At 60.6% G+C, this 16,821-nt stretch carries 25 protein-coding genes; 13 read left to right on the top strand and 12 right to left on the bottom strand.

The genetic code is table 11. The annotated features are described in order from the left end of the window. Positions 1-3 precede the first annotated feature (3 nt). The 4 genes from ACZ1J6_RS24760 to ACZ1J6_RS24745 all read right to left on the bottom strand — a co-directional run bounded on the left by ACZ1J6_RS24760 (position 4) and on the right by ACZ1J6_RS24745 (position 3,669). Positions 4-1,170, bottom strand: coding sequence for a (R)-mandelonitrile lyase (locus ACZ1J6_RS24760; RefSeq protein WP_465128372.1), 1,167 nt, complete (start codon positions 1,168-1,170; stop codon positions 4-6). A 33-nt stretch (positions 1,171-1,203) separates the two neighbouring features. After that, positions 1,204-1,740 carry a nuclear transport factor 2 family protein gene (locus ACZ1J6_RS24755; protein WP_207913077.1) on the bottom strand — a complete coding sequence of 179 codons (537 nt, stop codon included), beginning with the start codon at positions 1,738-1,740 and terminating at the stop codon, positions 1,204-1,206. A gap of 67 nt (positions 1,741-1,807) precedes the next feature. Then, a complete protein-coding gene (locus ACZ1J6_RS24750; protein ID WP_465128371.1) occupies positions 1,808-2,665 on the bottom strand; it encodes an aldo/keto reductase in 858 nt (285 codons plus the stop codon). A gap of 20 nt (positions 2,666-2,685) precedes the next feature. After that, positions 2,686-3,669 (bottom strand): aldo/keto reductase, encoded by a 984-nt coding sequence (locus ACZ1J6_RS24745; RefSeq protein WP_465128370.1) that lies wholly within the window; start codon positions 3,667-3,669, stop codon positions 2,686-2,688. A gap of 142 nt (positions 3,670-3,811) precedes the next feature. Between ACZ1J6_RS24745 and ACZ1J6_RS24740 the strand changes: the two genes are divergently transcribed. The 4 genes from ACZ1J6_RS24740 to ACZ1J6_RS24725 all read left to right on the top strand — a co-directional run bounded on the left by ACZ1J6_RS24740 (position 3,812) and on the right by ACZ1J6_RS24725 (position 6,333). Then, on the top strand, positions 3,812-4,708 hold the full coding sequence (locus tag ACZ1J6_RS24740) for a LysR family transcriptional regulator (RefSeq protein WP_132269071.1): 897 nt from the start codon (positions 3,812-3,814) through the stop codon (positions 4,706-4,708). A 325-nt stretch (positions 4,709-5,033) separates the two neighbouring features. Then, a complete protein-coding gene (locus ACZ1J6_RS24735) occupies positions 5,034-5,372 on the top strand; it encodes a hypothetical protein (RefSeq protein ID WP_465128369.1) in 339 nt (112 codons plus the stop codon). Between the two features lie 21 nt (positions 5,373-5,393). Next, positions 5,394-5,660 carry a hypothetical protein gene (locus tag ACZ1J6_RS24730; protein WP_465128368.1) on the top strand — a complete coding sequence of 89 codons (267 nt, stop codon included), beginning with the start codon at positions 5,394-5,396 and terminating at the stop codon, positions 5,658-5,660. A gap of 247 nt (positions 5,661-5,907) precedes the next feature. After that, entirely contained in the window at positions 5,908-6,333 is a 426-nt protein-coding gene (locus ACZ1J6_RS24725) for a hypothetical protein (RefSeq protein ID WP_465128367.1), read from the top strand. A gap of 184 nt (positions 6,334-6,517) precedes the next feature. Here ACZ1J6_RS24725 and ACZ1J6_RS24720 read toward each other — a convergent pair whose 3' ends face one another. From ACZ1J6_RS24720 to ACZ1J6_RS24705, 4 genes are all read right to left on the bottom strand, one after another. Further along, positions 6,518-6,937 carry a lysozyme inhibitor LprI family protein gene (locus ACZ1J6_RS24720; protein ID WP_132269069.1) on the bottom strand — a complete coding sequence of 140 codons (420 nt, stop codon included), beginning with the start codon at positions 6,935-6,937 and terminating at the stop codon, positions 6,518-6,520. A 419-nt stretch (positions 6,938-7,356) separates the two neighbouring features. Further along, positions 7,357-7,824 carry a hypothetical protein gene (locus ACZ1J6_RS24715; protein WP_465128366.1) on the bottom strand — a complete coding sequence of 156 codons (468 nt, stop codon included), beginning with the start codon at positions 7,822-7,824 and terminating at the stop codon, positions 7,357-7,359. A 123-nt stretch (positions 7,825-7,947) separates the two neighbouring features. After that, positions 7,948-8,517 (bottom strand): hypothetical protein, encoded by a 570-nt coding sequence (locus ACZ1J6_RS24710; RefSeq protein WP_465128365.1) that lies wholly within the window; start codon positions 8,515-8,517, stop codon positions 7,948-7,950. A gap of 15 nt (positions 8,518-8,532) precedes the next feature. Continuing rightward, positions 8,533-9,000 carry a hypothetical protein gene (locus ACZ1J6_RS24705; RefSeq protein WP_465128364.1) on the bottom strand — a complete coding sequence of 156 codons (468 nt, stop codon included), beginning with the start codon at positions 8,998-9,000 and terminating at the stop codon, positions 8,533-8,535. A 182-nt stretch (positions 9,001-9,182) separates the two neighbouring features. Here ACZ1J6_RS24705 and ACZ1J6_RS24700 point away from each other — a divergent pair, with 182 nt between their 5' ends. Beyond that, positions 9,183-10,382: a tetratricopeptide repeat protein gene (locus tag ACZ1J6_RS24700; protein WP_465128363.1), complete on the top strand. Its 1,200-nt coding sequence runs from the start codon at positions 9,183-9,185 to the stop codon at positions 10,380-10,382. Positions 10,383-10,497: 115 nt separating this feature from the next. Here ACZ1J6_RS24700 and ACZ1J6_RS24695 read toward each other — a convergent pair whose 3' ends face one another. Continuing rightward, the gene (locus ACZ1J6_RS24695; RefSeq protein ID WP_465128362.1) at positions 10,498-10,725 is read right to left on the bottom strand and encodes a hypothetical protein; all 228 of its coding nucleotides are present in this window, start codon (positions 10,723-10,725) and stop codon (positions 10,498-10,500) included. Then, the gene (locus tag ACZ1J6_RS24690; protein WP_465128361.1) at positions 10,722-11,216 is read right to left on the bottom strand and encodes a lysozyme inhibitor LprI family protein; all 495 of its coding nucleotides are present in this window, start codon (positions 11,214-11,216) and stop codon (positions 10,722-10,724) included. The genes ACZ1J6_RS24695 and ACZ1J6_RS24690 overlap by 4 nt, the downstream gene beginning before the upstream one ends. 47 nt (positions 11,217-11,263) lie before the next feature. On the opposite strand from ACZ1J6_RS24690, the gene ACZ1J6_RS24685 reads away from it, so the two are divergent. From ACZ1J6_RS24685 to ACZ1J6_RS24655, 7 genes are all read left to right on the top strand, one after another. Further along, the gene (locus ACZ1J6_RS24685; protein ID WP_465128360.1) at positions 11,264-11,761 is read left to right on the top strand and encodes a hypothetical protein; all 498 of its coding nucleotides are present in this window, start codon (positions 11,264-11,266) and stop codon (positions 11,759-11,761) included. 49 nt (positions 11,762-11,810) lie between these two features. After that, positions 11,811-12,302, top strand: coding sequence for a hypothetical protein (locus ACZ1J6_RS24680; RefSeq protein ID WP_465128359.1), 492 nt, complete (start codon positions 11,811-11,813; stop codon positions 12,300-12,302). Next, positions 12,299-12,832 carry a lysozyme inhibitor LprI family protein gene (locus ACZ1J6_RS24675; protein ID WP_465128358.1) on the top strand — a complete coding sequence of 178 codons (534 nt, stop codon included), beginning with the start codon at positions 12,299-12,301 and terminating at the stop codon, positions 12,830-12,832. The genes ACZ1J6_RS24680 and ACZ1J6_RS24675 overlap by 4 nt, the downstream gene beginning before the upstream one ends. Positions 12,833-12,845: 13 nt before the next feature. Further along, positions 12,846-13,022, top strand: a complete 177-nt coding sequence (locus ACZ1J6_RS24670) for a hypothetical protein (protein ID WP_465128357.1) — start codon at positions 12,846-12,848, stop codon at positions 13,020-13,022. A 48-nt stretch (positions 13,023-13,070) separates the two neighbouring features. Next, on the top strand, positions 13,071-13,226 hold the full coding sequence (locus ACZ1J6_RS24665; protein WP_465128356.1) for a hypothetical protein: 156 nt from the start codon (positions 13,071-13,073) through the stop codon (positions 13,224-13,226). Positions 13,227-13,382: 156 nt separating this feature from the next. Next, entirely contained in the window at positions 13,383-13,796 is a 414-nt protein-coding gene (locus ACZ1J6_RS24660; protein ID WP_465128355.1) for a hypothetical protein, read from the top strand. 4 nt (positions 13,797-13,800) lie between these two features. Next, a complete protein-coding gene (locus ACZ1J6_RS24655) occupies positions 13,801-14,466 on the top strand; it encodes a hypothetical protein (RefSeq protein WP_465128354.1) in 666 nt (221 codons plus the stop codon). 5 nt (positions 14,467-14,471) lie between these two features. On the opposite strand, the gene ACZ1J6_RS24650 is transcribed toward ACZ1J6_RS24655, so the two are convergent. Beyond that, entirely contained in the window at positions 14,472-15,245 is a 774-nt protein-coding gene (locus tag ACZ1J6_RS24650) for a hypothetical protein (RefSeq protein ID WP_132269044.1), read from the bottom strand. A gap of 131 nt (positions 15,246-15,376) precedes the next feature. On the opposite strand from ACZ1J6_RS24650, the gene ACZ1J6_RS24645 reads away from it, so the two are divergent. Continuing rightward, entirely contained in the window at positions 15,377-16,060 is a 684-nt protein-coding gene (locus ACZ1J6_RS24645; RefSeq protein WP_465128353.1) for a lysozyme inhibitor LprI family protein, read from the top strand. Here ACZ1J6_RS24645 and ACZ1J6_RS24640 read toward each other — a convergent pair. Continuing rightward, positions 16,047-16,802, bottom strand: coding sequence for a hypothetical protein (locus tag ACZ1J6_RS24640; protein ID WP_465128352.1), 756 nt, complete (start codon positions 16,800-16,802; stop codon positions 16,047-16,049). The two genes, ACZ1J6_RS24645 and ACZ1J6_RS24640, sit on opposite strands and share 14 nt — an antisense overlap. Between the last annotated feature and the right edge of the window lie 19 nt (positions 16,803-16,821).

Below are 16,821 nucleotides of genomic sequence, written 5' to 3'. Positions count from 1 at the left end.
CCATTACAGCTTGTTGTATAAATCGTCGGCGACTGGTTCGAGCCACGTCACGGACGTACCGTCCCGCGCTTCCGACACCGCCACATGCGTCATCACGCTATTTCGCGCGGCGCCATGCCAATGCTTGACGCCCGGCGAGATAAACACTGTTTCGCCCGTCGCGATCGGCTTCGCGGCCTCACCCTCGACCTGGACCCATCCGTGTCCAGCAGTGACGATCAGCAACTGTCCCAGCGGATGCGTGTGCCAGTTCGTATGCGCGCCTGGTTGGAACGTGACCGTAGCACCGCCAAGGCGCGCCGCGCCGGTGCCTTTGAAGGGCGATGCGACCGACACGCTGCCGGTGAAATAGTCGGCCGGCCCAGCCTTCGGCTCCTGCCCGGGACGGATAACTTGAACCTGTGACATGGTGGCAACCTCTTGTCTGGCGAACACCTTGCCTGCGACGCCGATGGCGGCATTCGCCTTTGGCCACCCTGCGTAGAAAGCGAGGTGAGTCAGGGCCTCAACGATCTGCGGCTGCGTTAGCCCGTTTTCGAGGCCACGTTGGACATGGAAGGCGAGCTGATCGCCATCACCGCCTGCGGAAAGCGCGGCGATGGTAACGAGGCTGCGGTCGCGCGGCGATAAGTCGGTGCGCCGCCACAAGTCGGCGAACACGACGTCGTTGGTAAGCTGCGCGAGCTTGGGGGCGATCGGGTCAAGCGTCCTGTTGACGGCCGCGGCACGCGCGGGATCGGAGCTGGAGAGCGGTGCAGTGGCCGGAGGCATCGTCGCAAGAGACCTTAGATCGACATCGCGTCCAGCAAATACCTTCTCGACCTCGTTCAAGGCCGACACGGCATTCGGCCACCCGGTATAGAAGGCAAGCTGCGTCACCATGCCGGCCACCTCGGACGGTTTGATGCCGTTATCGAGGCCACGACCAAGATGGCCTGTCATCTGCGCGGTTTTGCCGGTTGCAATCAGCACCGACAGGGTGACGATGCTGCGGTCGCGCGGAGTCAGCTCCGGCCGCACCCACACGTCGCCAAACAGCACCCGGTCGGTATAGCCGGCAAGCGCGGGAGCGATCGCCTGCATGTTCCTGGGCGCGACCGACGGACGCTCCTGCGCCTCGACCGGCACGGCCATCGCCAGCGCGGCAGCAGTTGCATAAGCGACCTTCATCGTCTCGTCTCCCATTCCGGTCCTCGACTAGGCTCAATTGCTGCCAGCGTTCGCCTTCACGGGTCGAACGAGGCGCGAGAATGTGAGCTGGGCCAAGCGCCACTTGCCAGCCTGCCTGTTGTAAACTTCCGTGACCATGAAGGGGTTGGTGACGGTGCGACCGCCCACCACCGCCTCCAGATCGAGGTCTTCCAACACGATCGCGGTGTTGCCGAACACCCGCACATCAACCGCGTAGATCGACGCCTTCTTGTACCAGATACCGCCGTTTTGAATGGTGGCGAGTTCCTGGGTCTTTCCCCAGGTTCCGCCCATGTGGGTGAACATGGCCCGATCGTCAAAGAGCGTCTCGAGAGAGTCGACCTTCTTGTCCGCCATCCAAGCCCATTTGGTCTTCGACAGGTCGATGACCTGCTGCTCTGTCGGGGTATGAGTGGCGGCCGTCTTGATAGTCTCGGCGGGAGGAGCCGGCGTTTGCTGCGCAAGCAAGGGCTGCATAGGCGGCACCGACAAGGCGACGGCACCTAGCAGGCAAAGCCGCTTCATTCCCTGGGTCGATCGAGTGTCCATCACAACTGCTCCCGTTTGAGTTTGAAAGGGGCAGGCTGATGCCGTAACATCAGCCTGGCAATGACGATCAGAGCTTCCTTTCGCCGAGCCACTTCACCATCGCCGGATCTCGGTGGTCGAAGAAGCTGCTGGCGTTCTGATCGAGCTTGGCGATGGCATCGAGGTCGCCAGCGTCGAGGTCGAAATCGAAGATGTTGAAATTCTGCGCCATGCGCTCCTTGCGCACCGATTTGGGGATCGCGACGATGCCCCGGTCGGTCAGCCAGCGAAGCACGACCTGGGCGATGCTCTTCCCATGCTTGTCGGCGATCGGCTGCAACACCTCGTTCGTGAACAGGCCGTTCTTGCCCTCTGCGAACGGTCCCCATGCCTCTGGCTGGACGCCGTATTCCTCAAGGATCTTCACCGCATCGGTCTGCTGGTGAAAAGGGTGGATCTCGATCTGGTTGACCGCCGGCTTCACCTCGTTATGCAGCACGAAGTCCACGAGGCGATCGGGATAGAAATTGCTGACGCCGATCGCACGAATGCGTCCGGCCCTATGCAGTTCCTCCATCGCGCGCCAGGCGCCGTACACGTCACCATAGGGCTGATGAATCAGCCATAGGTCGAGATAGTCGAGCCCGAGCTTATTAAGCGACCGCTCGAAGGCAGCCTTTGCCCCCTCGTAGCTGGCATCCTGCAGCCAGAGCTTGGTGGTAACGAACAACTCGCTTCGATCGATGCCGTGGTTCTTGATGGCGGCGCCAACCGCCTCCTCGTTACCGTAGGACGCGGCTGTATCGAGCAGGCGATAACCGACGTCGATGGCATCGCGGACGCTGCGCTCGCATTCTACGGGATCAGGCACCTGAAACACGCCGAACCCGAGGATCGGCATCTTCACGTCGTTGTTAAGAGTGACACTGGGAACGTTTCTGGTCATGGGCTTGGTCCTCGTTCGGTTCAGCGATTCACGAACTGCTGATGCGAAGCCGCATAGCGCTCGCCTTGGACTTCGATCCCCGACAGGGCGTCAGCCATGCGCACCATGTCCTGATCGGTCAGCCCCAGATCGGCACTGCCCAGGTTTTCCTCTAGCCGGTGGAGCTTGGTGGTACCAGGGATGGGCACAATCCACGGACGCTGTGCAAGCAGCCATGCAAGCGCGACCTGCGCGGGCGTGGCCTCCTTCTCGTTGGCGATCGTCGTGACCAGGTCGACGAGCGCCTGGTTCGCCGCCATCGCATCGGCCTGGAAGCGCGGCACAGTGCTGCGGAAGTCATCGGCCGCGAACTTCGTGCCCGCCTTCAGCTTGCCGGTGAGGAAGCCCTTTCCGAGCGGTGCGAACGGCACGAAGCCGATCCCCAGCTCTTCGAGCAGTGGCAGGATCTCTGACTCCGGCTCGCGCCAGAACATCGAATACTCGCTTTGAAGTGCGGCCACGGGCTGCACCGCGTGGGCGCGACGGATAGCGTCCGGTCCGGCTTCCGACAGGCCGAAATGCTTGACCTTGCCTTCTGCGATAAGGTCGCGAACCGTTCCAGCTACGTCCTCAATCGGCACATTGGGATCGACGCGGTGCTGATAAAAAAGGTCGATGCGATCGGTACGCAGCCTGGACAGCGCCTCGTTCGCGACCTGCCGGATACGCTCGGGACGGCTGTTCAAGCCATCACCCGGTTTGCCGTTCTCGAATCCGAACTTTGTAGCGATGACCACCTGACTGCGAACCGGCGCCAGTGCTTCGCCGACAACCTCTTCATTGTCCCCCGGCCCATAGGCTTCGGCCGTGTCGAAGAAGGTAACGCCGCGATCGTACGCGGCGCGGAGTAGTGAAACCGCTTCTGTGCGATCGGTAGCTGGACCGTAGCCAAAGCTAAGACCCATGCATCCAAGCCCAAGAGCCGATACCTCAAGGCCGCTGCGGCCTAATACGCGCTTCTGCATCATCAAAATCCTCGTTCGGCCCATCGTCACAAGCGGGGCTAGGATGATCAAAAGGTAGCGCGAAGCGGTTCTGATAATTAGACAGGGCAAATCGCTTGGGTCTATGACATGAAGTCATGAAACTTGATCGGTTAGGCTGGGTATGAAACGTGAAGAATTGGGCAATCTCGCGATGTTTCTGGCCGTCGCGGAAGAACGTAGTTTTACCAAAGCCGCAGCAAAGCTCGGAATTTCGCAATCTGCGCTGAGCCATACGGTGCGACGTCTGGAAGCCAGATTGGGGCTGCGGTTGCTTACCCGCACGACACGCAGCGTCGCACCCACGGAGGCCGGTGAACGTCTGATTGAGACGCTGCGACCTGCATTCGATACGATCGATGACAAGCTGGCGACGCTGACGGAGCTTCGCCAACGTCCCGGAGGAACTGTTCGAATTACTTCCAGCGCTCATGCGGCGCGTGCGGTGCTGTGGCCGGTCATCAACCGCCTGACGGGCGAAAATCCTGACTTGAACATCGAAGTCAGTATCGAGGGTGGCTTCGTAGATATCGTTGCCGATCGATATGATGCTGGGGTTCGCCTTGGTGAAGCGTTGGAACAGGACATGATTGCCGTGCCAATCGGTCCCAAACTCCGAATGGCTGCATTCGCTTCTCCATCATACCTGGCTCGCGAGGGAACGCCCTTGACGCCTTATGACCTGGCAAACCACAATTGCATTAGTCTGCGCATGTCTTCGTCCGGCGGACTATATGCCTGGGAATTTGAGCGCGGGGGCAAAGAGCTGAGAGTTAAGGCTGAGGGTCAGTTAGTATTCAACGATGCGCAGCTCATCATAACAGCAGCGCTTTCCGGACATGGCATTGCCTTCATGATCGAGGATCATGTTCTCAATCACTTTTCTGACGGATCCCTTGTTCGGGTGCTCGACGAATGGTGCGAGCCTTTCGATGGATATTATCTGTATTACACCAGTCGCAGACAGCCCTCTCCTGCGTTCCAGATCGTGCTTGAAGCGCTTCGCTACCGGTCCCAATGATGTTCTCGCCTCTCGATTAAATGGCGCGTTTCGCTACGACCTGACTATGAGGGGTGATGGGAAACGGCAGCTTCGTCCCGCCATGCGGCGTTCCGCATCCGGCTGCGAACGAGCTTGGCGAAGGCCGTGATCATCGGAGTGAGACCCATCACTTTCCTGGCTGAAGCTAGGCCGATCAGAGTTTTGATGCGGCCGCGCTCCTTTATCGCAGTTCGAAAAAAATTCTGTGATGCTCCTAAAACGTCCCGTAATTAATCGATGTAAAATCATTTATTGAACACTGGTAATTTGCTGTTATACGTTCCCCGCCACCGAGGGGGGAATGATGAAACTGTCCTCGATTTATGCGTTCGCTGCTCCACCTATGCTTGCGGCGGCATGCTCCTCTCAGTCGGTCGAGCCGCACGACCAGTCAAACGGTCCCGACTTTGCAATGCTACCTGAGCGCGGCGCCGATGCGGCCGCTTTTGTGCCAACCGGATGGGCGACCGAGAAGGCCGTCAAGACCGACTTCAACGATGATGGGCATCAGGACGTCCTTATCATTATGCATCAGCAGGATCCGGCCAAGATCAAGCCATTGAACGAGCGGACGGACGAAACGCTCGACAGTAATCCCTATCGGATAGCCGTAAATTTCTACGATCCAGCGCAGCGCGATTAGGTGTAGGCCGCAAAGGAACACATGTTGATTTCGCGCAATGACGACCCCGTTTTCATCGATCCGTTCAATGATGCCAGAACCGGCAAAGGCGTTTTCGTCGTCGCATTGTCCAAGCTCGCTAACCTAGGTGGCTGGAGTGCCGAGACCCGGGCCTTTAAGTTCCGCTACCAAGATGACGCGTTCCACCTGATCGGCCTCGACGTCACAGAAAGCCCGCGCAACCGCGGAGAATATACCTCGCGTAGCGTGAATTACCTGACCCACCGGATGAAGATCGAAACCGGTTAGATGGATGAACAGGGCATCGGCCAGGTGAAATGGCGCAACTTGCCAAAGATCCGAGTGCCGAAACTGGACGAAGTTGGCGGCGGACCGGCCTTCGCCGTTCCAACTGCCTGATCGAATACGAAGTAGTCGATTGATCGAACGGCTCCACGGTTCTAGCGAGAACGTGAGCCATCACGCATAATCACGACAGGATTTGTATATGAAGCGGTTGAGCATTTTCGCTCCGGCTGTGACCGGCGCAGCAGGAGTGCTGCTGCTGACTGCCGCGCCTTGTGACGCAGCGACTGGCGATAAGCTGGATCAGGCCGCCGTCGCGCGCGCGATGTACAAGGGCGCCGTGACTACGGCGATGAAGCTCAAGCGGCTGATGTTGATAGGACAGATTTGCGGCGTGCTTTCGCGCGATGAAGCCACCATCATCCAAGATAACGCCGACGCGCTGATCGCCGGGGAGGCTACGCACCTGTCCTCTGCCGATGCCGAGTGGGCACGCAGCTATCGCGAAGGCGTCAACGACGGCGCGTTCCGTTCTGCCGATCCCGCCGACGAGCGATCCGACGAAGCATGCCGCCGGTTTGCCGCACCCGGCGGCCCTCTCGGCAAGATCAGGACCTGGACGGACAAGCCGATCGACGAAAACGGCATCCGTTTGAGCCCGCACACGATCCCTTGAAAATTGCAAAGCACCGATCGTGCTCCGCCGCGGCGCCGATAAGAAACCTTTAGAGCGAAGCGATGCGTGCCCGATCAGGATCGAGGACGCGCAAATGGCCTCATCACTAATTCGTGCGGATCTGTGTTGAAGCGCGGTACGGACGGTAGGAGGACGAAGTAATTCTAAGTCTCAAAGTCAAACGCTACGGACGATAATTCTTCAGATAAAGCGTGCGCTTTATCGTTTCGTCCAGGAAGCAATTACTATAAACGATTGCCGAGGCCGTGCCTCCGCCAAGTTCATCCATAGCCGCATGGCAGGTACTCTCGCGCTCTTCGAGCCAGGAACGCTGCAGCCCGCGCAACGTGGCTTTTCGTGGCGCGTTGAGCCCGCCCATGACCACTTTGTACGTGTGGTTAAGGCGGGCATCCTGGCGTATATTTTCGCGGCCTAGGCAATCCATAACGCCAGCGGTGACACCTTGTGCCGCGTCGCCGCTTTTCATGCAGCGATCGAACAAAGGTGTGTAGGCCGCCGAAACCTCGGCGTCAGACTGCGCGAGCACCGGCATCGCAGCGATCGTGCCTGCGGCGACGATTGCGATTGCCCAAACTTTCATCATGACCGCCTCAGTCCTTCTGCCATCTTGCCTCAAACTAGCACTAAATTGAAAGATGGCTATAATTTTATTAATCGCTGTGTAATTATCGGTATTCCTGACGCTATGCTTCCCGCCAGTTTGCCATTGCCCTAGTCGTCGTCGCAGCCGCAGGTGTGGGCCAAGTTTCGACCCCACCGCCGCCCACCCCAACCCAACCAGCCGGATCATGCCCGCATTGCCGAACTTGGCGTTACCATGGAGCGCGGGCCACGCTCTCGACAAAGCTGAGGAGCATCGCGAAGCTGAGCATCAATGGCGCGAGGCTATCGATCTGCGCATCGCGCTGATCGGAATCGACAGTTCGCAGATGGCCACACTAGCGGTTTTCAAACGAGGAAGGACACGTATTCTTTCATCGCGTTTCGAGACGCCATAGCGGATTACTTTGTCGGGTCCCAGTTCTCGGGCAAATCTTCGAATCCTTCGAGTGCGTAGCCTTTATAGCTTGACCCCGTCAGCTCTTCACGATCGCACCGCATAAAGGTTGTCTCGTAACTGTAGCTTGTGATGATCTGGCGGATTTTCAGATCCGGCCGGCGGAAGCTCCAGCCTTCGGTCACCTTGTAAGTCGCAATCTTTGGCGAAGTGGCGACGACGCCAAGGCTATCAATCAGCGTCTGGCTGCTTCCGTCATCGACGCGAATCGGCCTGCGATCTGCTTTTTTCAAGTCTGCCCGATACCGATCTTTCAGGAACGCCAAGCATTTTGCGAAGCTGGAAAAGCGGCGCGATTCCATTGGTGAGGGGGGTAGCTGGCCACTAGCCAATACCGGTGAAACGCAGTTGGCCATCGCGAGCATGCCGACAGCACAGTGACGATAGCCATTCATTCCGGCCTTCTTTGTCATCAAATTAGATCGAGGCCGCCCATCTTGAAACCTCCCTCCATGGCAGCTGGCCGGTCGCGGCACCCAAAATAGTGGCGCTAATCGCGATCAACCGGCAGCTTCCCAGGCATCAGCGATACAAACTTACCCAGCCGCAATCGGCACAGCGGGATAATCTTCAGCATCCGAAGGGCACTTGCCTTGTTTCATGAGGCTGGGCGTGCCCGGTTCGAACCATTGCGAAGACTGGAAGTCTTCATCGTAGCCCAGCCCGCCGTATATACATACTTCTGGGTCCGACCCATCGGGTGCGAGCACTACAGCCCAGTTCCTATAGTCCTCGGCGTGGTTCTCGCCGCCCCATATCAGCAACCGGCCGCCCTTGACGCGTTTGATCGGGATCCCCAGTTCGCCGTCCTTGTATCGGACGACCGCACGAACCTTCGCGTCTGGCACCGAAGCGGCGATCGCTGCCTTCACCACCGGGTTATCAAGGAAGCGATGCCCCTCCACGACGTCGAAGGGATACTTGCCAATGTAAGGCGTCAGATCGACCGCAGGCGCGATGGAGGGCTGGACGACGGGAGTGGCGTTCGGCGTGGCGGTCTTCGCCGTGATCTCGGGGCCTTGGGTTTGTTCATCGGACGTGCCTGCCGTCTGCCTGCATCCTGCAAGGGCCAGCAAAGCCAAGCCCGTCAAAGCAACCGCCTTCATATCTTCTCCTTGTCTTCATTTCGCGCCAGCTGCCGGGGGTAAGTTGCCGGCCTTACTCAGCCGCCAGCAGCCATTCTTCCATGCGAAGTCGTAGGACTTTGGCATGCCGATCCTGCGCACAAGGGTTCGGCCGTCGCCTTCGCCGTCATCCTGAAAAATCCCGGGCAGGTAAGTTAGGCGACTACCCTTGCCGGGCAAGTCCGTCACGTCGACGGCAAGTTCGCGGAAACGCTTGTTTGGATCTGGATTGGACAACGCGACCGAGGACGGATCGAGGTAAGCATAATCGACTTTGCCGATCCGGAAAGGTTCAGAGGGCACGTCGTGGTAGCGGGCACGCACTGCGCCGGAGGCGATGAAGGCTTCCAAAAATTCGTAGAACTCACCTCGCCGGCAGGCGCTGGTCGCCTTCCTCAGAAATTCCTCGGTTTCGGCAGGCGAGGTCGGGTCAGCAGTGGCGGAATACGCAGAACCCGCGAGCATGATTGACGCGCTTGTGCAGATGGATATCCGGCGGAACGCTGAATGTCGCATAGGGCCCTCCGACTGTCCGTACGGAAGGAAGACTATCCAAAAATAATCAATGTGCAATTGTAATTTGAACGGCGATTAATTTTCGGTATGGTGACGTCCAATCCAGCATTTTGGCAACGGAAGGAATTACGATGGTTTCCTGCAAGCCTGTGGCTTGCGCCGCGCTCGGCGCGGCTCTTGCTATCCTCGCTCCGGGCGTTCAGGCGCGGGAACCGACTGCCAAGCAAGTCGCCGCTGTCGATACCGCCGTCGCGCGGCTTGGCGAAGCGATGCGAAAAGCGGACGCTCTTGAAAAGCAGGGCCGCTTTGTGGACGCCGAGCCTGTTTGGCGCGATGCGCTAAACCAACGACGGCGCCTACTGGGAGAGCGTGATCCGATGGTTGCAGCGGGCATGCAGCGGCTTGCGCGCAACATCGAAATCCAAGGCGACTACAAGCGGGCAGAGCCAATGCGCCGCGCCATTCTAAAACTGCTGCAGACAGATGCGGACTCCGCGCCGATTGTACCGGAGGCCTACTCGGCGCTGGGCTACAACCTGACCATGCAGGGCAAGCTGCATGAGGGCGCGGCGCAAAGCTATAAGGCGCTGGAACTCTTACGGACGGCGGGCAAGGCAGAGGCGCCCGAAGCGGCGCACGCCCTATCGATCGTCGGGCTGACCCTCGACAAGCAGGGGCTCCCCGCCAAAGCCGAGCCGTTCTATCGCCGCGCGCTCGATATCCGGCGTCAGGAGTTGGGCGAGAACGATCTGGATACCGCGACAAGCTACAACAATCTGGCGGCGGCGTTGAGCGGACAGGGACGCTTCGCCGAAGCGCAAGGTTTGTTCGAGACGGCGTTGGCCATCCGCGAGGCGGATGGCACGGTGCCGGATTTGGTCGCCCAGAATGCACTCAACATTGCGCTCAATCTCGATAGTCAGGGCCAGTCCGGCAAGGCGAAGATGATGTACGGCATCGCGATCAATATGTGGACGAAGCTGTATGGCGCAGAGCACGTCACGACCGCCAGCGGCTATAACGGTCTGGGGATGAACTACTACCGCCAAGACATGTTCTCGATGGCGGCTGTGCAACTAGGCCAAGCCCTGAAGCTGCGCGAAGCGGCACTCGGGCGCTATCATCCCGACACGGCGGAAAGCTACGGCAACCTTGGCATGGCGGAGCGGGCGATGGGTCATGAAAAGGAGGGCAAGGCGCTGATTGCCACGGCGATCGAAATAGACGAGCGCACGCTGGGCGCGAACCATCCGTCCACGCAGGCCCTGCGCAAGGCGCTCGCCTCGGCGCCGCCGGTGCTCAAGACCGAACCGGTGGTGGTGGATTATTGAGGGCTTCCTAAGCCGGACCTAAGCAGCCTGGGGGGCGACGCGCGGTTAATTCGGGCCTACGAAAAAGTACCCGACGGACAGCGATCGGTTGTGGCCGCAGTAACCCGGTTTGTTGTCACTCTGCGTGATTGTCAGCGGCGGTCTGGTGCGGACCAGTGAGATGGCTGGCCGTCGGCTCAGTGATCTGTGCGGTCCAGCGGCCATGTGCATCGCTGGCGGTGTTGCCCTGGGCATCGCAGACCCAGCGCACCACCGACGGTTCTGACGTGTTCGCCGCGAACGAGGCGGTTCCGGACGGGCGACGGCGGATTTCGCCGGAAACGTTACGCCACTTGCCGATCAATCCGGCGGGCGGGGACAGCCGGATCGCGTTAGGAAGGCAAGTAGGCGGCGCAGGGTACTGGCGAGGTCCTTGGCCGAACGCGGGCCCATGCAGGTGTCGTCGCGGCGGCCAGTCAACCATTGCTGATCCTGGTTCAGCAGCTTGGCGGAGGCGCTGTCGAACTGTGTCAGCAGCCTCCTGTACCGTGCGGCGATCTGGCGGTCGAGCGAGGCCAGCCCAGAATTGCGCAGATCAGCTTCTTGTTGCGCGAGGACGCCTTGCGGCAATCGAACGAGGGCGCGGCGGCCAGGCAGGGTTGACGGTGGGCAGCAGGCGGCAACGCCGATGGCCACACATGCGCTCAGCATCCGGACGGGCATGATCGCTCCTCCAGGATCGAAAGGCACCTTCATGAAGATGAAGAGGTCATATAGAACGATGTTTCGTAATCTTGCGGCCACCACGCCCTGCAAAAATGATCGCTGTCGATTTTTAATTTGAACGGCGATCATTTTACGCTAGGTTGCCCCTGTTATCATGGATATCGAAGAGGTTCGTCATGGCTTTCGCTAAGCATGCCGCCGCCGCCGTCATGCTGATCGCGTCGACCTTCGGAGGAACGGTTTCTGCCCGCGCGGAAGAGGTCACCCAGATCCATGCAACGCTGAACGGCTTGTCGCGGGCCGACCTTGCAGGGCCGTCACCGCGTTTCTTGGCTATGCTGGAGCGGTGGTTTCCCAAGTACACTGAGCAGGGTCCCTGCGGGCCCGGCGCCGACCTGATATCATCAGATGCCGTCTGCGAATGGCGTGCGCCGGGGGCGAACACCAGCGGCGCGATCCTGCCGGACATGTTCGTGTCGCTGTCTCGCCGCAAGCTCGACAGCGTCGTGTTCTGGGGCGAAATGCCGCTCAACACCCGCAACTGGCAATGCAAGCGGGTGCTAAACAGGGAAGTCTCCACGATCTGCATCTCGCTGGTAGTGCCGGCCGAGCAGCGCACGCGGCTGATTGCGGACTGGGAAGCGCTGCTCGCCCGTATCGCGCCGGGCGCGTAACACCGACTTATGTGTCTTTGCATCCGACCGGAAAGGAACCGCAATGAGAATGCTTCAATTGGCGCTGCTGGCGGCCGCCGCAGCGCCAATATCCGCCGTTTGGGGCGCTGCGCCGCCGCAGCACGACTGGAATACGTACGGCAATGCGCGGTTTGAATTTCTGATCTGCTTCCCAGCGGACCTGCTGACCCCGCAGCCGGAGGCGGACAATGGCGACGGGCGCGTGTTCGTTGCGGCGGATGGAACGCGACTGGAGGTATGGGGCACCTTCAATGCGCAAAACCTCACGCCCGCGCAGGTGCTGGCGGCGGAAACCGCGCACATCACCGTTGAGCATGGAACGATCACCTACAAGGCGTCGAAGCCGGGCTGGTACGCCTTGTCGGGAACAATGAATGGCAAGGTGTTCTACCAGCGCGGCCTGTCCGATACGGTGCGCTTCGCCAGCTTCCGGTTAGTCTATCCCAAGGCGGCTGCGGCCACCTGGAATCCTGTCGCCGCCCGCATTTCCGAGTGCCTGAAGGGAGCGGAAGGAACATGATCGGGCTGAACAGAGCGGGCGGCGCGGCGATGGCACGCGTCCTCGCGGGGCTTCTGCTGGCCGGTCAGGCCTTGCCTGCCGCAGCCGTCGTGGCTGCGCCCGATCCATCAAGCGAGGCCCCGGCGAGGCAGACCCAGCCGATGGACGATCCGGCATGGCTGGCGCAGTGCGTGAAGAAGGCGGAAGCCGAAGGCGAAGGCACCACGTTGGGCTGGGGGCACTGTATGGTCGACCACCGCGAAGCGCTCAAGACCGCGCAGGCCGGGATCGTGGCGCGCATTGGCAAGGCCCTGGAAGGCAAAGGCCCTGCCGGAACCGATTACTCCCGCGCGGCAGCCTCTTTCGCCGAGGCGCAGCGGCACTGGACGGCCTTTGCCGAGGCCGACTGCGGTATCATCGACGATGTGTTTGGCTATGGCACTGCGCAAGGGCTGGCGGGGGAGGATTGCGTGATCGCGCACTACCAACGCCGCAACGAGGAATTGCGGGAATTGGAGAAAGCCTACTTCAGCAGCACAAGCGATCCATAAGGACCAGCATGCAATGAAGATAGGACAATGGTTGCACGCGCTGATCAGTGGCAATTTCGAAGGCAGCGGAGCAGATGGCAAACCGACCGGGCGCATCACGGCGGAGCGCCTGGACGCTATATTCTCATACGCCAGAGGTAAGACGGTGGAATCGATCGGCGCGCGCTGCACCATGCCCGCCGTCGTCTGAAGTTTAACCTGCATTTTCATCCCGACCCGTTCGAGATCGACATGCGCCGTGCGGATGCCCTATCGCCGCGACGAGATCATCGTCCATCCCGCTCACCTTGCCTTTTCGTACATGCCCTGCTTTGCCAAAATCTCGCTGGTGGATGGCTGCGTGGAATACCGCTGGAGCGAGACCGGGCAGGTGCGCTGTTATGACTGCCCGTAACCCGGGATTCCGCGCGGATCGCACTGACCGACGATGCCTTCGAGCTGTGGGAGGCTAACCAGGAGGAACGGCGCATCGCGGACGCCGCCCGCCCAGTTCATGCCGGTCCCGTCGACCGGACCGTCCCGATGGCACTCATCCGCCATTACATCGCGCATGCCGATCTACATTACCTGTTCGATGTGCTCGCCAGACACCGACGAAATCGTGCTGTGGGTCGACCGCGGCGAGGAGGAGGATGAGATCGCGACAAAATGCCCAGCGTTGCTGGGCTTGCCGGCGCTGTCCGCGCGCTTCGATGACTTGTGGCTGGAGATCACGCGCGAAGCGGCGCTTACGCGCATTGATTACGGAGGCGGGGATGCCGATCGCGCCGAAACTCTGGCAGCGCTTGCCGAGGTGCTCCGCCTGGACTTCGAACTGCGCAATTGCAAGGACAGTCAGGGCAATAGCGATGCCGCATTCCTGCCTTTGCCGCGCACCGACTGGGAGATGCTGGAACGTGACTACCCCGCGGAGGTGGCCCGGCTTTTCACGCCGGCCCTGACAACATTGAAGATCTTTCGATAAAGGAATGGCTGTGGTTCGTGTACGTTTTCTCGCTTTGACCTTGTGCCTTACTGCCGCGCCTGCCGCTGCATCCACCACCCCTGATCGCCAATCAGCCATGACTGCGGAGGCGGACAGGGTAGCGGCCACCCTCGATCCAGTTTCCGCCGAGGTGCTACGCGGTAACCAGAGGGCGTGGAAAATTTGGGCACAGGCGCTCGCAAAAAGGGCGGCTGTCATGGTGCGGGAAGGCAAGGCGAGCGCGCAGGATCTGGAGGAGGTGACGGCATCGCTAAAGGATCAGCGACACCAATTCCTCTCCAGCATCCGGCCCGGCGACTGGCAGGGCATGAAAGGCGGCTGGAGCGATGGGATGAAGGAAGTCCTGCTCGACCTGAACGATAGAGGCCATGCCAAGATAGTCAGCATTTCCCATACCCTTGATAGAGGCAAAGGTATCTGCGTCATCGAGGGATCTGCGGCTTCGGCGGGTGATGGCATCGTAGTGACGCCAACAGATAGCTCAGGCCATGTCATCCTTATACGCCGCCTAGGTATCGCGCTGGCGATCGAGGACGAGAGCGTGCGGCCGGGCAGTTTGGCGCCCTACTGCCAGCTCGGCGGTGCGCTGGTGGGACAGTATTTCCGCATCGAGGGGGCCGACAAGGTCATACCCTGGCTGCTTTACTGAAAGCGTCAGGGCACGGGGAGAGTGCGGCGCTTGAGTCCTTCCGGGGTGTTGGCAGCGGTTGCAATCATGACTTTGCGCAGACAACTGCTTTCCATGTCCCTCCCGCTCGGCAGCCCGCCCTCCTGCCGATCGAGCGTGAAGGTCATGATGCGCCCTTCCGGCCCGCGATAGAGCGGGTAGCCCGGGCCACCATCGGTCACGAACGTCTGGGAAACGGTGGTGAGGTCCTGCCACCCCGCACTCTTCGCCGCTGCCGCCAACCGTGCGGCGGTCAGGCAGCCATCGGGGCCGGTTGCGCCGTTCTTAGTCTCGAGCGTCAGATCGATCTCGACATCGAGCTTGTCCAGGCCGACGAGCCGGCGCGGATCTGCGCCAGTCTCGAAGACGGCAGGCTGGTCGTCGCCGAGCGGGAAAGCCGCCTCACGGACGGCAATCAGCATCTTCCAGTCCTTACCACTTGCCATTGTCGCATACGCAGTCATGCGGCGTTCGCTGCGGATCGGCTTGATCCCCGGAAGCCCGAAACTCAGTGCCAAGCCGACATGCTCTATGCGAGTGCCGCTGGCACGCTCGATCAGATGTGCGATGCGCCCGCCCAGATCGGTTTCGTCGTAAGGGCAGGTCGCGGTACCTAGCGCCTGCGTCTCCAGTTCGGCGCTGGGCATGTCCGAACCGGGGCGGCACAAAGTCAGCCGCGTGGCCGGTTCGGGCTGCGCGACCGCCGCGGGGGCCCACGCTGCAAGCAGGACAGCGACAAAAACGGGGGCAATCTTGCGCATGGGTCTGAATCTCCATCGTGGCGAGGGGAAGGTGCGACATAAATAGACATCAGTCAATTATATATTGAACATTGATTATTTTGTGGCAAGTTAGGTTCCTGACCCAAGATGCGATCAAGGAAGGACCGTTCATGACCGTCACGAATCTGGGCTACGCCATTGCTCTGGCCCTCGCGGCAACCACGGTGGCATCGGCTCATGCGGCCGAGCGTGGCGACCCGTCGTTGGATTGCGCTGCAGCGTACATGGACGAGGTATCGCGCGCGATCTGCGCTGACCCGGCAAGCGTTGCGCTTGACCGCAGGATCACGGCTCGCTTCGAAACCGTGCGCCGGGACCTTCCCGAAGATGCAGCCATGGCGCTCGCCGATGACCAGCATTACTTCGAGGAACTGCGCGGCCTCGCCTATCGGGCCTCGGGTGGCAACGCGGCAGCCTTGCAGGCGGTGCTGGCTGAGCGTGCGGCGTTTCTTGACGCGGTGGTTCTCGGCGGGCCCCAGTTGCGCGCGGGAACCTGGCGCAACTTCACCGGAACAGTCGCGGTGACTGACGACGGCAGCGTGATGATCGTTGAGGCGCAGTCTGCCTACGGGCAAAGCATCTGCAGGGTTACCGGCAGGCTGGGAGGATCAGCGATGGCGGGCAAGGTGACGCTGCACGTTCAACCCCGTCGCAGCGTGAGGCTTGAACGGTTTGGCACCGTCATGGTCGTCACCGACAGCGCCATGTCGGCCGAAAGTCCCTGCGCGCTGGGCGGTGAGCCATTCTTCCGGGTCGCCGTTCAGCCTGAGGCGGACGGCGTCACGGAACCGTGAAATCCTCGCATGGAGGCAGCGGCACGTTGGGTCGGTAGGCGTGGGCCGCAGCATTAAAAGTATAGCGGCGACTGTACGTACAGATCTTGTCGGTTTCCTCGACGAGTTCCGTTTGGGTTAGCGCGGGCATCTCCAGCGAGTCCGCCTGACGGCTCACCCCGCGCGGAAAATTGGTGGCCTTCACCACCAGGATAAGGTCGGGCATGCCGCTTTGCGTGCCCCCGTGAGTGCTGGGCGCGGACGCCAGGGTGCTCGTCAGAGTATATTGATCGGCGCAGGCATCGAGTCGCTGCTTCATGTCTTTTTCGTCAAAGCAGGCCCGGATCGAGATGTCGCTGCTGTAGGGCGCCTCCATTACTGCGACCGGTTCACTCCCCTGCTTTTGGCCCAAGCGCACGAGCATCAGGCGTTGAAAGATCACTTCAGCATTGCCGCCGGAATACATTTTGCTGCGCTGCACGCCGACCCCGACGAGTACGCCGCTGCCGTCGCTCAGGCGCAGCACCGAGGGAAGGGGTCGGAACCGATCGTCGTCCTGCTCCTTCTTCGCGGTCCATTGCGCGACGGGCTTGCCTTTGCGAGTGACCACGAAGGCACCTTCTGGCGTGCCGGTGACGCACAGGCCGCCTTCTTCGGTGCAGAGCGGGGCGTCCTTGCTGGCCTGCGTCAGCGCCTCGAAGCTTTGACCTATCGCAGTTGGGGAGGCGGCAAGGGCGGCGGCCATCATCAGGATAGGGGGCATGGGTTTACCTCAAACTGCT

The sequence above is a fragment of the Novosphingobium sp. BL-S-21 genome, from assembly GCF_055521655.1.
This window is presented reverse-complemented; position numbering and strand designations above follow the sequence as displayed.